General features: G+C 38.1%; 9 protein-coding genes. 5 read left to right on the plus strand and 4 right to left on the minus strand.

Features of this window, described 5'->3' with window-relative positions; translation table 11 throughout:
* Positions 1-252 precede the first annotated feature (252 nt).
* Positions 253-2,736, plus strand: coding sequence for a carboxypeptidase regulatory-like domain-containing protein (locus BWI92_RS20240; RefSeq protein WP_166579618.1), 2,484 nt, complete (start codon positions 253-255; stop codon positions 2,734-2,736).
* A 271-nt stretch (positions 2,737-3,007) separates the two neighbouring features.
* On the opposite strand, the gene BWI92_RS20245 is transcribed toward BWI92_RS20240, so the two are convergent.
* Positions 3,008-3,715 (minus strand): MIP/aquaporin family protein, encoded by a 708-nt coding sequence (locus tag BWI92_RS20245; protein WP_095166214.1) that lies wholly within the window; start codon positions 3,713-3,715, stop codon positions 3,008-3,010.
* A 335-nt stretch (positions 3,716-4,050) separates the two neighbouring features.
* On the opposite strand from BWI92_RS20245, the gene ruvB reads away from it, so the two are divergent.
* Entirely contained in the window at positions 4,051-5,076 is a 1,026-nt protein-coding gene (gene ruvB / locus BWI92_RS20250; protein ID WP_095166216.1) for a Holliday junction branch migration DNA helicase RuvB, read from the plus strand.
* 210 nt (positions 5,077-5,286) lie between these two features.
* The gene (locus tag BWI92_RS20255) at positions 5,287-5,934 is read left to right on the plus strand and encodes a DUF2306 domain-containing protein (protein WP_141234851.1); all 648 of its coding nucleotides are present in this window, start codon (positions 5,287-5,289) and stop codon (positions 5,932-5,934) included.
* A gap of 345 nt (positions 5,935-6,279) precedes the next feature.
* Here the strand turns inward: BWI92_RS20255 and BWI92_RS20260 are convergent, their stop codons facing one another.
* A complete protein-coding gene (locus BWI92_RS20260; RefSeq protein ID WP_095166220.1) occupies positions 6,280-7,617 on the minus strand; it encodes a dihydroorotase in 1,338 nt (445 codons plus the stop codon).
* Between the two features lie 139 nt (positions 7,618-7,756).
* Entirely contained in the window at positions 7,757-9,751 is a 1,995-nt protein-coding gene (locus tag BWI92_RS20265) for an OmpA family protein (RefSeq protein WP_095166223.1), read from the minus strand.
* Positions 9,752-10,364: 613 nt separating this feature from the next.
* Here BWI92_RS20265 and BWI92_RS20270 point away from each other — a divergent pair.
* Both BWI92_RS20270 and BWI92_RS20275 read left to right on the plus strand, forming a co-directional pair.
* The gene (locus BWI92_RS20270) at positions 10,365-11,144 is read left to right on the plus strand and encodes a hypothetical protein (protein WP_095166225.1); all 780 of its coding nucleotides are present in this window, start codon (positions 10,365-10,367) and stop codon (positions 11,142-11,144) included.
* Between the two features lie 77 nt (positions 11,145-11,221).
* Positions 11,222-11,917: a pseudouridine synthase gene (locus tag BWI92_RS20275; RefSeq protein WP_229363398.1), complete on the plus strand. Its 696-nt coding sequence runs from the start codon at positions 11,222-11,224 to the stop codon at positions 11,915-11,917.
* Between the two features lie 180 nt (positions 11,918-12,097).
* On the opposite strand, the gene BWI92_RS20280 is transcribed toward BWI92_RS20275, so the two are convergent.
* Positions 12,098-13,024, minus strand: coding sequence for an AraC family transcriptional regulator (locus BWI92_RS20280; protein WP_095166228.1), 927 nt, complete (start codon positions 13,022-13,024; stop codon positions 12,098-12,100).
* Positions 13,025-13,445: the final 421 nt, after the last annotated feature.

Below are 13,445 nucleotides of genomic sequence, written 5' to 3' on the forward strand. Positions count from 1 at the left end.
AACTATCTCAATACCATAGAGCTTTGAAACAGATTATGCCTTAAACTACCTAAAATGGCAGTTTTTGGTAAAAGTATAACCCCCATTTTCGCCATAGATTTACGAAAAAATAAGGTTAATCATATAAGAAAAATCCAATCCTTGCTTGGCATGATTTATGCTTTAATTGGATTGGGAAGGTGTTTTCAATCGATTAGAAATGAAGATTCTAGGCCTTTTGAGGCACTTCTTTTACAACCCCCCATTAACACAATGCCTAAAGTTAAAAAGAAATTATTTGTACTGATATTGAGCTTGATACAGAGTGCAGCTGTCTGGTCTCAAAACAGTAACTCCTTACTCAAAGATGCTACTCGACATTTTGAGGTGTCTAGTTTTGTGACTGCGATACCCAAATTTGAACAAGTTCTTCAAAATAATCCTCAAAAACTTAGTACTTCCGAACGTTTGTCTGCGCTTTTACAACTGGCATACAGTTACAAAGCCGTGGGTAAATTTGAAAATTCGGAACAAACCTACCGCAAAGCCTTTGATATTCCTGCCAATTTTTCGGACGATCAAATGAGATCCTATTTGTATTTTGCTCAAGTGCTAGTACAAAATAATAAATTTAAGGAAGCGCAAGAATGGTTTGAAAAGTACAATAATTTGTCAGCTTCTCTTCGTGACGATACTCGCCAGTATCAGCCATCAACTGTAGCCAGAATATCCAATGATCCCTTTACACAAAATGGACGATATTTAGTCGAATATCTTGATTTTAATACCACAAAACCCGAGTTCAGTCCTATGTATTATAAGAATGGATTGGTGTTTTGTTCTGGAAAGGGTACAGGAAGTAGTTTGGTTGGAAATAGTGGTTATTTGGATTTGTACTATATCAGCGATATTAATAAAGTGACAGGGATTTCGGAGGAGGCCTTGGATGCTCCTAAGCAAAAAGTTGTAAAAACTGGCCCTTCAAAGTTGGGGAAAGACTTTTATACAAGAGTTACTGCCAACGACTCCAAAACAGTTAATTATTTCGAAACACTACCTGAAGAGACGATTGCAAGTAAACCATCTGTTAAAGGTAAAGTTGCAGAATCAGAGGTTTTTAGTAAAACCCTGAATACTAAATTTCATGAGGGTCCTGCCACTTTTAGTAGTGATTTTTCAAAAATCATTTTTACTAGAAATAACTTCAATGAAGGTTCTCAAGGAAAAAGTGAAGATAATGTTACGAAGCTAAAATTGTATATGGCCGAAATGGGAGAATCGGGTTGGGGCGAAGCCATAGAATTACCTTTTAATGGCGATGATTTTTCTACAGCACACCCAGCTTGGTCAAAAGATGGACGTTACTTGTATTTTGCATCAGATCGTAAAGGTGGTCAAGGAGGCATGGATATTTGGGTGGTTGAGTATAAAGATGGCAAATGGGGTACTCCAAGTAATCTTGGTAAAGAAGTAAATACAAAAGGAACAGAGGTATTTCCGTTTGTGGATGAGCGAGGTAATGTCTACTTTGCCTCTGATGGTCTAAAGGGTGCAGGTGGCTTAGATATCTTTATTTTTTCTACTCAAAATGGACTTCCAAATCGTTCTCCGTTGAATATTGGCGAACCGTTCAATTCTGAAAATGATGACTTTGGTATTATTACCGATGGACAAAGGTTGAATGGATATTTTAGTAGCGATAGGCGCCGAGGTGATGATGACGATATTTATAGATTTACTAAAAAAGCAGATGTTTATGATTGTCGACAAATGTTATTGACCATTGTAGATGGAGAAACAAAAAGTCCAATCGGAAAAGCCGAAGTGAGTTTGTTAGCAAAAGGAGGAACCGAAGAAAAATTATTGACAAATGAATCTGGGCAAACACAGTTTTGCGTCAATCGTGATACAGATTATGTGATTTCGGTAAAAAGAGAAGGATATAATACCAATATTCTTGGCTTTTCGACAAAAGGCGAATCTGATAATGCCCCGTCTGCTATGGATATTCCTTTGCGCAAACAAGGTGGCCCTATTGTAACACAGCCAGAGGTGCAACCCAAAAACTCTGCTCCTGTAGAGATTGTTCAACCAACGGATACCACCAAAACAGAGAAAGTATCACAGTTGAAAGGGGTTGTAAAAACCGAAATAGAGAAAACCCCCATTGAAGGCGTACTCGTAACTTTTATTAATGAGTGCGATGGCTCCAAACAACAAGTTGTCACAGGTCCTGATGGGGTATATGCTTTTGATATGGAAGAAGGTTGTGACTATACCCTCGAAGTATCAAAGGACGGTTATGGAACTACGGTCAATAAAATTAATAAGGTTATTAAAAAAGTTAGACCAAAAGTTGTTTCCCAAGATTTGGGTATGTTCAAAGAAGGCGATCTAATCACCATTGACAACATCTATTATGATATGGGTAGCGCCAAAATTAGAAAAGATGCTGCCAGAGAGTTAGATAAATTGGCTGCAACTTTGATGAAAAACCCAAGTATGATTATCGAATTAGGTTCTCATACCGATAGCAGAGGTGATGCTCAAGAAAACCTTAATTTATCTTCAAAGCGTGCTCAAGCTGCTGTAGATTATATTGCCAGCAAAGGTGTCGATCGTAACAGAATGTTGGCTAAAGGATACGGCGAATCATTATTAGTAAATGGTTGTTCTGACGGTGTAAGTTGCACCGAACGTGAGCATCAAAAAAACAGAAGAACTACCGTAAAGGTAATCAAAGCCAAAACGGAATAGGGTTAAAGAATATGTATTCTCGCAGTAGAGACGCAATGATTGCGTCTCAAGCCAAATTAGATATAGCATAGGAGTATCAACGTAAACATGAGTCATTCCTAGTTTCAATATTGAGGTTATTTCTTAATTGTTTGTAAAAAAAAAGGCGTTCGAAAAACTAATTTCGAACGCCTTTTTGATACTATATTTTGAAATGAACCTTCTTGAGACGCAATCATTGCGTCTCAAGAGGGTAAAATTAAATCACTTATTCGGTCAATCACTAACGCACTCAAAAACTAAGCTGCGCAATTACTAATCCTCCAATAATAGCACCAATGATAGGTCCTGCTACAGGAACCCAAGCATATTGCCAATCAGAACCTCCTTTACCAGCAATAGGTAATATCGCATGTGCAATGCGTGGACCTAAATCTCTAGCAGGGTTAATTGCATATCCTGTTGTACCGCCTAATGATAAGCCAATAGCCCATACTAATAAACCTACTGCATAAGGTCCTAATTGATTTGGTACACTCGGTAAAGCTCCCAGAACAATAATGAGCAAAAGTGTTCCTAATAGCTCACTCATTACGTTAGCGATAGGTTTATTGATAGCGGGAGATGTCGAAAAACAAGCAAGCTTTAATCCCGCATCTTCGGTCTTTTCCCAATGTGGATGATAGTGAATCCACACCAATGTTGCTCCTATGATTCCTCCCAAAATTTGTGCTAATATGAATGAACCCGCATTTGACCAGTCACCAGACTTACAAGCCATCGCTACTGTAACCGCAGGATTAAGATGTGCCGCCGGACTCCCAAATGCCGTAGAGACAAAGATTCCAATGGTAACTGCCATTGCCCAGCCAGTGGTAATGACCATCCAGCCAGCGTTTTCGCCTTTAGAATGTTTAAGCAAAACATTGGCTACTACGCCATTGCCAAGATAAATTAAAACTGCTGTTCCGATTAGTTCGCCAAGAAAAGCTGAATGCATAGTCAAATAGTTTGATTTAGATGATTGGATAGTTGAAAATAAGTTGAGTTTAGTAGGGAATGGTTGTTAGGCACTAGTTTTAGGCTTTTCCACGTAATTATAACTATTTTGCCGAAAGATGACACCTGACATTCAATCCCCAAACTTTACATTACTAAAACATAAAATATCTTTTATTTACTTGTACAAATAAAAGAAAAATTTAATTAAAAGGTAGGCTTTGAAATGGGAATCGTGGGTATTTAATTTGCCTTGATGTTTAACTTTCGAAAAAGCTGTATTTTTGAGTGAAAACACTAGAAACGAAATATACCCCTTGAAAAAGGATTGTTGATATGAGAGAAGATTATTTGAAAGGCAATAAAGAAAACCTTTCATCTGTGGAGAAAGAAATCGAACGTGCTTTGCGTCCGCTTTCGTTTGATGATTTTACAGGACAAGATAAGGTATTAGAAAACCTTAAGATTTTTGTATTGGCTGCCAAACAAAGGGAGGAAGCCCTCGATCATGTATTGCTACACGGCCCTCCAGGGTTAGGAAAAACTACACTGTCGAATATCGTAGCCAATGAGTTGGAGGCAAATATCAAAATCACCTCTGGCCCTGTACTCGATAAACCTTCTGATTTGGCGGGCTTGTTAACCAATCTTCAGCCATTTGATGTACTGTTTATTGACGAGATTCACCGACTAAATCCTATTGTAGAAGAATATCTCTATTCTGCAATGGAAGATTATAAGATCGATATTTTGCTTGATTCTGGGCCTAATGCCCGAAGCGTACAAATTTCTCTCAATCCATTTACCTTGATTGGTGCTACTACGCGTGCGGGTCTGTTGACAGCTCCTCTACGTGCTCGTTTTGGGATCAATGCCCGTTTGGAATATTATGACGCCAAATTATTGACTACGATTGTACAACGTTCTTGTCAGATTTTAGGTACGCCTATCGACGATGCTGGAGCTTTTGAAATAGCTCGTCGTAGTCGTGGAACACCACGTATCGCCAACAACCTTCTGCGTCGTACTCGTGACTTTGCACAAGTAAAAGGCAATGGTCGTATTACGGTAGATATTGCAGAAATGGCTTTGTCTGCCTTGGATGTAGACCAAAATGGTCTTGACGAAATGGATAACAGAATTTTGTCAACCATTATCGAAAAATTCAAAGGCGGCCCTGTTGGACTTTCGACCATCGCTACAGCTTGTGGTGAGGAGGCCGAAACCATTGAAGAGGTATACGAGCCATTCTTGATTCAAGAAGGTTTCTTGAAAAGAACCTCCCGAGGACGTGAGGCTACCGAAAAGGCATATGTTCACCTAGGTATCGTACCAAAATATCGTTCTGGCGAGCTATTTTAAAAACAAGGTCGAAAGAAAAATACTTCTTTCGACCTTGTTTTTTACCCCTAAATCCTCCCAAACTCCCCTCAAATTGTCAAATTTCCCAATTTTTTGCTCCCTACCCCTAAGATTTGCCCTTCCATGATAGCTGCCTCTACCTTTGTATCATCGGTTCCGCAATGGCAGCCTCACAAATTGAAATTCATTATAAAAATCTCTCAATATATCATGGAAAAGTTTCTAACAGCAGTTTTGATTTTACACATTGTTTCTGGTTTTGCCGCTTTGATGGTAGGCTTAATGGCAATGTTTACCCCTAAAGGAAGTCCTAAACATTCGCTTTGGGGACGTATCTATTATTATGCAATGATGATGGTAGCTATTACAGCAGTACTAAGGTTCAAAAATGAAACTCGTTTAGTTTTCTTGACTTGTATTGCGGTTTTTAGTTTCTATAATACTTTTACAGGTCGTAGATTGGTATTAGTGGGTCGTAAAAATAACTGGCAAGCTCAAGACTGGATTGCCGCATTAATTACAGTAGTTTCGGGTATCGTGATGATTGCTTATGGCATTTGGGCTTATCAACAAGGTGTGACTTTTTACTTTGTGCTATTCGGTTTGTTTGGTTTGTTCTCGTTGATTATCGCTATGTCAGATATTTTGACTTTCATAGGAAAAATCAATCAACCTTGGATGCTCAATCATATTAGCCGTATGGGAGGGTCATATATTGCTACAGTAACCGCATTTTTGGTAGTGAACAATCACAATGTATTACCTCCATTAGTGGCATGGATAGCCCCAGGCGTTATCGGAGGAATAATTATTGGACGTGTAAGAAGAAAGTATAAGCAAAAAATGCAGAAAGCTTAATTTGGACGAATAGGCTTGAAGTAGGTTTAGCCGAAAATAAGAAATATAAGTCCTTCCTGTATAGATCTCTTATTTGTGTTTAATGGAATTCTGTTATGTGTTTCAATTAGGGTGCGACTTAAGTCGCACCCTAATTGAAAAGTCAGTACGCAAAATAAAGTTTAATTTTTGAGCTTTCAGCTATGGGTATTCGGTAAAAACATATCTATCGTTACTAAAAACAATTTAACACTCTTTGCCTTGTGCCTAAAATACAAAACTTAAATCTTACTTTGCATTCATACTTATATTCAGCCGTAGATTTGAAGAATAATCACTCAACCACTCAATCACAATTCACTAAATCTAACGTTCAAATAAAAGTCTTTGACCTGTTTTACTTTCGTCGAATGCTCCATTTTCGTAAGCCAAGTGCCCTGATACAATCGTATGTGTCACTTTAGAACGAAGTGTAGTGCCTTCTAGTGGTGACCAGCCGCATTGGTAGAGAACGTTCTCTTTCGTAACGGTTACTTCCTCATTCAAGTCTACCAATACTAAATCTGCCCAATAACCTTCACGGATGTAACCTCTTTTTGAGATTTGGAAACAATCTGCTACAGCATGCGACATTTTCTCAGCGATTTTTTCTAAAGAGATTTTACCATCTTTATAAAACTCTAACATCAATTGTAATGGATGCTGTACCAACGGCAAACCCGAAGGAGATGACCAATAAGGATTCTGTTTTTCTTCCCAAGTATGTGGCGCGTGATCGGTTGCAATTACGTCGATACGGTCATCGAGCAAGGCTGCCAACAATTGTTGTTTATGACCATCAGCTTTTACGGCAGGATTACATTTGATTTGGTTGCCCAATGTTTCATAATCACGAGCGTCAAACCAAAGGTGGTGAACACAAACCTCCGAAGTGATTTTCTTATCTTTTAAGGGAATATCATTACGGAATAAATGCGTTTCTTCGCCTGTTGTGATGTGAAGAATATGCAAACGAGCACCATGTTGTTGAGCCAATTCAATTGCCATCGAAGACGATTTGATACAAGCTTCTACATTACGGATTTCTGGATGAACTCTTGGATGTGGATTATCTCCGTATTTCTCCTTGTAAAGCGCCGAGTTTGCACGAACAGTAGCCTCATCTTCGCAGTGCGTAGCAATTAAAGTTGGGCTATTCGAGAAAATATTTGTTAGCGTTTTCTCATTATCTACCAACATATTGCCTGTTGATGAACCCATGAAAACTTTGATACCACAAATATTTTGAATATTAGTTTTGAGAACTTCCTCGATATTATCGTTTGAAGCACCCATATAAAAAGAATAGTTCGCCAAAGAGGTACGAGCAGCAATGTCGTATTTGTCTTGAAGTAACTCTTGAGTAAGGGCATTCGGAACGGTATTAGGCATTTCCATAAAAGTGGTTACGCCACCCGCCACACCTGCACGAGCTTCAGTATGAATACATGCTTTGTGTGTAAGACCTGGCTCACGGAAGTGCACTTGGTCGTCGATTACACCTGGTAAGAGGTATTTGCCTGTCGCATCAATGGTTTTGTCGGCTGAGATTCCGCTTAAATTAGTGCCAATTTGGTCGATAAAACCATCTTTTACTAAAATGTCAGCAACTTGAATTTTGCCTTCGTTGACAACTTGAGCATTGAGGATTAGAATAGAGCTCATGGAGGAAAAATTAAGGAGTTATGAGTGTGGCAACAAAATTACCCATAACTCATAACTCCTTGCTAATTTTTTTGAAAAAACTCAAAATCTAACTTGAGTCTAATGCCAAACTTTGCTTTGTTTTGGCAAAGAGCAATACCTATTTTACTTCCAATACCTTAAACTCGGTACGACGGTTCATTTGGTGTTCTTCTTCGGTACACTCCACGCCGTCGGCACATTTGTTGACCAACTGAGATTCGCCATAACCTTTGGCTACGATACGAGCGCGTGAGATACCTTTTGAAATAATATACTCAACCGCAGAATCGGCACGGCGTTGACTTAATTTTTGGTTGTAATCTGTCGAAGCACGTGAGTCGGTATGCGAACCTAATTCTAATTTAATGTTTGGATTATCTTGTAAAATCTGAACGATTTTGTCTAGTTCCACACTCGCATCATTACGAATGTTCGATTTGTCGAGGTCGTAATAAATGGGTGCAATATGAAAAAGCTTCGTAATTTCTATGCCAACTTCTGGCTTATCAAGGGAGATATTTACATAATAAGTCGTATCGTTTTCGGCTTTAGTCAATTTTTCTAAAGGAATTTCTTTTCCAATCATGGTAAAAGGCTCACGCTTGATAAAATAACCTTTTTTATCAGTCACAAGAGTATAAGATTTTCCTGCTTCAACTCTAATTTTACCAAAACTACCATCAGCTTTTGTAAAAACTTCTTCTAATGCTTGTTGACTTTCGTTGTCCAAAATAGCCACACGTACAGAGTCTATCCCTTCATTTTTGACATTGCTTACGATACCTGCCAAAAAGTAACGAATCGTTTTCTTAGCTGGATCTTTTTGTACAATAACAGGAGGCGTTTCTTGGTACTTCTTGCCCGGCTGGGTGTTTTCATAATAGTAAATATCGTCGTCTCCTTTACCACTATCACGATTTGAGGCAAAATATCCTTTTGTAGAATCTATTGCTACAAGTCCAAAGTCATCAAATCGAGAGTTGAGAGGCAAGCCTAAATGCTCTACTTGAATTTCTCCATTTTTACGAGTAGCCATATACAAATCCAGACCACCTAAGCCTGGGTGTCCGTCAGAAGCAAAATACAACTTTCCATCGCCCGACACATAAGGAAACATCTCGTCACCAGCCGTATTGATATCAGCGCCCATATTGATAGCACGCCCAAAACGACCTGCATTATCAATATTGGCTCTGTACAAATCTAAGCCACCCTTACCACCAGCACGGTTTGAGCTGAAATACAAGGTACGACCATCATTAGAAAACGACGGGCTACCATCCCAAGCCAATGAGTCAGATACCGAAATTAACTCTGGTTCACTCCAAACGCCATCATTTAGTTTAGAGATAAACAAGTCCACATCGGGCGATTGGTCAGAACGTTTTCCTGTATTACCACGGGCAAAAACCATCGTTTTCCCATCACGGGTAAAGGCTGGAGTACCTTCGTTGGCGTTGTCTTTGAAAATATTTGTACTAAACAAGCGAGGAGTTCCTACCTCGGTTGGACTATTGAGTGGCGCACGATAAAGCCCAAGATAAGGTAAGCCATTGTTTTTGTAAGTCAATTCTTTGCGAGAAGCCGTAAAAATCAAATCCTTATCAATCAAAATAGGAGAAAATTCTGAGCCAGAAGAGTTGATACTTACAGGCTGAATCTCGATGAAAGTCTTTTTGTTGGCAAGCGCCAAAACTTCAGGGAGCATATCCAACTCAGCAATAGCTTTGTTTTTGAACTCCTTGCTAGGCACGCCCGAAAGATATTTCTCAAGGTTTTTGGCAGCATCCTCATATTTGCCTTGTGCTTTTTGGGCATAAGCTAAATGGAAACGAATATCGTTTTCACGACTACCAGCAGTTAAGGCTTTCTCATAATATTCGCCTGCCTGAAGCATGCGGTTAGAAAGACGATATGACTCAGCAATTAAAAATGCGGATTTGGCAGTTTCGTAATTGGCAGAGCTCGATTTTTGAAACTCTTTGATTGCCAATTCATATTCTCCGTTTTCAAACTTTTTCTGTCCTTTCTTAAACGACTGTAAAGCCGAGTTACAGCTCCCGAGCATCAATACGGTGGACAATAAGTATATTGAGGTACGAAGTTTTTGCATATAGAAATAGATTTTTTGTAACGGCGATAGGCTTTAGGCCACTTAAATTAGAAAAGAATTTTAAACTTTTTGTTTATTTCTTACAGACTTATTTTTGGTAAAGACACAATCCAAGCAAAAATCGTTGACAACTTATGTAGAAAAAGGAAAAGTTTTTAGGATACAACTATATTCCTCTTGGACAAGAAACTACATTTATGCTAAGACCGTGAGTTTCACTTAATAAGTAAAGAGCTAGACGACCACCATATTGTTTTTCAACAATATTATAACAAGACAAACCTAACTATTTACGAATTTAGGTACTTTGACCGTTTATTAAACGAATTTTAGCTGAAAATGATTGTACTTATGTAATATACTTATTGTTAAACCTTTCAGAATGAGTAAAATAGGGGTTTTTGAAAAATATAAAAAATTGTACTTTCAAAAGTTGGGATTTATCATAAAAAATATTGTACCTTTGCACCCCGAGTTTAATAGTTAGAATGATAAGTGTTCTAATAGTCAGTAGGTTACAAGGCTATGGCCTTTTATTTTTATTATTAAACAAAAAGAAGTTTAATAATTTGATTACAGCAGTGATGTTGCAATTTTTTAACAAATCAAAAAGATGAGAAAGAGAATTCAAAAAGAAGAATTTAGTCCTGAAAGAAGAGAACAATCACGTACGAGAAGAGAAGAATTAAAACGTGAATTAAGAGGTGAAGCTCCTGCTAAAAACGAGCGCTACTCAGATAAAAAATCATTTGACTCAAACGAGTCGCGTCCTGCCCGCAAAGATTTCAAACCAAATTTCGAGAAAAAAGATTTTAATCGTGACGACTCACGTCCACGTCGTGAAGGTGGCTTCAATGGCGAAAAGCGTGAATTCCGTCCAAAATTTGAAGATAAAGGTCGTAGCTTTGAAAAGCGTGACTTCAACCGTGAAGACTCACGTGGTCCACGTCGCGAAGGCGGTTTCAATGGCGAAAAGCGTGAATTCCGTCCAAAATTTGAAGATAAAGGTCGTGGCTTTGAAAAGCGTGACTTCAACCGTGAAGACTCACGTGGTCCACGTCGCGAAGGCGGTTTCAATGGCGAAAAGCGTGAATTCCGTCCAAAATTTGAAGATAAAGGTCGTGGCTTCGAAAAACGTGACTTCAACCGCGAAGACTCACGTCCACGTCGTGAAGGCGGATTTGATGGCGAAAAGCGTGAATTCCGTCCAAGATTTGACAAAGATGCTCCACGTAACGAGCGTAGAGAAGAAGGTTCGGAAAGAAAACCAAGAACAGAGAGAACTGAAAAAACTTATGGTTCGGCAAAAGCAAACTTTGGAGGAAAAAAAACCTCTTCAAAGCGCACCGTCCACAAGAAGAATCAGATAAATGGACTCCAACATACCGTTTAGATAAATACAAAGAAACAGCACCAAAGAAAGTTCAAAAGCAAATTGAGAAAAGCGAAAGCTCTTCATCTTTAGTTCGTTTGAACCGTTATATCGCTAACGCAGGTGTATGTTCAAGACGTGAAGCTGACGATTTGATCAAAGCTGGCGAAATCAAAATCAACGGAAAGATTGTAACAGAAATGGGGTATCAGGTAAAACACGGTGATATTGTAAAATACGGTAACCGTAAGTTGAGCCGTGAGAAAATGGTATATCTGTTGTTGAATAAGCCGAAAGACTTTATCACAACTACCGAAGACCCAAATGAACGCAAAACGGTGATGGATTTGGTATCTAATGCTTGTCAAGAGCGTATTTACCCAGTAGGTCGTTTGGATAGAAATACTACAGGTTTGTTGTTGTTAACAAACGATGGTGAATTGGCTGACAAATTGACTCACCCATCAAATGAAATTACAAAAGTGTATCAAGTTGAGTTGGATAAGCCACTTACAACCGAACATTTTGATGCGATTTTGAAAGGTGTTACCTTGGAAGATGGTGAAATCAAAGCTGATGAATTGGCAATTGTAACACCAGATAACATGGTAGTAGGTATTCAAATTCACTCAGGACGTAACCGTATTGTAAGAAGAATCTTCGAATCATTGGGTTATGAAGTACTAAAACTTGACCGTACTACATTTGCAACCTTAAGCAAAAAAGACTTACCAAGAGGTACTTGGAGATTCTTGACAGAACAAGAAGTAATCAAGTTGAAATACTTTGTGTAGGTTCGTTTGAGACTATATTTATTGAGAAGGCGGTGTCGATTTACTTCGATACCGCCTTTTTACTTTTGTAATACCTTAGAGGTATATCTACCACCAAGAAAAAGCCCCTGATAAAATCAGAGGCTCTTATATAATTTTGAAAGTGAAATCTTGTACCGTATAAGCCGACAAAACTTGAAATTACAAGTTCATTAATGATTCGCGACGACGCATCTTTCCTGCTGGGATACCAAACATCATCTTGAAACGACGACAGAAGTAAGCGGTATCTTTATAACCAACCTCAGCGCCAATAGCACGAATCGACTTTTTAGATGTACGCAACAAACCTACAGCAGCTTCCATACGTTGGTATTCGATATAATCTTGAGGGTTGATACCCGTCAACATTTTGAAATACTGTCCTACGTAATCTTCTGATACGTTTGCTACGTTTGCCAATACTTTGTTTGACAAGTCGCCACCGATATTGTCTTTGATATAAGCAAAGATGTCTATCAAACGTGGGTCTTTGAAGTAAGTACTGTTAGTGGCTAATTGCTCAACAAACAAACGGTTTTTGATGATGTAACGAATAATCTCGATAACGATTTCTTCTGTCTTTATCTTGATTACACGACCTTTACCTAATACATCACACATATCTTCTTTCAAGATTTCGTTGATCATGTGAGCCAACTTGTCGTCTCTCTTGATCAAGAAAGGAGGAATGTCTAATGAAGTAAAGAAGTTTACCGAATCAAATACTTTTGCTTCGAAAGCTACTAAGCCAAAAGAGTTTTCTACTTGACCAATTCTAGCTGGTTCAAGATTTGGCTCAAAGTATAATTCACGATGAGTCATGAACTCTTCGTTAGATACAATCTTAGGTTTGTCTGCATTACCATAAGTTAATGACAGCATCTTTCCACCTGGGATAAAGAGCATATCGCCAACCTCTGCGTGAACAGCTTCTTCACCAAATGATACCTCACCGTTGTACAAAATCAAGAGTGTGTTTTCTACGTCGTAAAAGTTCTTGATTCTGATTGGTTGTAATATTCTAATGTTACGAGACTTGATGAACTTAACACCAAGGGACTCTATGATTTTATTATAATCTTCCATTTCTGCGGCTTATTTTCTATAAATTGAAAACAATGATAGATAAATTTAGGACAAAACTAATAAATCGCATTAAAATTCCAAAATATAAATAAAAAAAGTATCAGGATTTTTTTTGCATAAATTCTCCATACTAGGCTGATTATTATTGTAATATCCTAAGAAGGTGCTTTTTTGATAGGTTAATTGAGTATTGAAAATATTTGAATATTTCATAGTTTTTGTGTTTTTTCAAGATAATCGGCAAAAAAAGTAAAGATTTTGAGCCTAAAATCACTAAAAAGAGGTGTTTTTACGCTAAAAGCAATTTAGGGTCTGAGATTAATGTAATCTTTATAAAAAAAGTACAAAAAAAGCCGTTGGGTTCTGACTAAGTGACCCAACGGCTTGAAAATTTGACTCAATTTTTTTTTAACAACTTTAC

It is taken from the genome of Flectobacillus sp. BAB-3569, from assembly GCF_002270355.1.
GTDB classification, from domain to species: domain Bacteria; phylum Bacteroidota; class Bacteroidia; order Cytophagales; family Spirosomataceae; genus Flectobacillus; species Flectobacillus roseus.

What these genes read in the sequence shown, in the direction of transcription:
- BWI92_RS20240 (WP_166579618.1), top strand. Translation starts at nt 253, where the DNA reads ATGCCTAAAGTTAAAAAGAAATTATTTGTACTGATATTGAGCTTGATA.
- BWI92_RS20245 (WP_095166214.1), bottom strand. Translation starts at nt 3,715, where the DNA reads ATGCATTCAGCTTTTCTTGGCGAACTAATCGGAACAGCAGTTTTAATT.
- ruvB (WP_095166216.1), top strand. Translation starts at nt 4,051, where the DNA reads ATGAGAGAAGATTATTTGAAAGGCAATAAAGAAAACCTTTCATCTGTG.
- BWI92_RS20255 (WP_141234851.1), top strand. Translation starts at nt 5,287, where the DNA reads ATGGAAAAGTTTCTAACAGCAGTTTTGATTTTACACATTGTTTCTGGT.
- BWI92_RS20260 (WP_095166220.1), bottom strand. Translation starts at nt 7,617, where the DNA reads ATGAGCTCTATTCTAATCCTCAATGCTCAAGTTGTCAACGAAGGCAAA.
- BWI92_RS20265 (WP_095166223.1), bottom strand. Translation starts at nt 9,751, where the DNA reads ATGCAAAAACTTCGTACCTCAATATACTTATTGTCCACCGTATTGATG.
- BWI92_RS20270 (WP_095166225.1), top strand. Translation starts at nt 10,365, where the DNA reads ATGAGAAAGAGAATTCAAAAAGAAGAATTTAGTCCTGAAAGAAGAGAA.
- BWI92_RS20280 (WP_095166228.1), bottom strand. Translation starts at nt 13,024, where the DNA reads ATGGAAGATTATAATAAAATCATAGAGTCCCTTGGTGTTAAGTTCATC.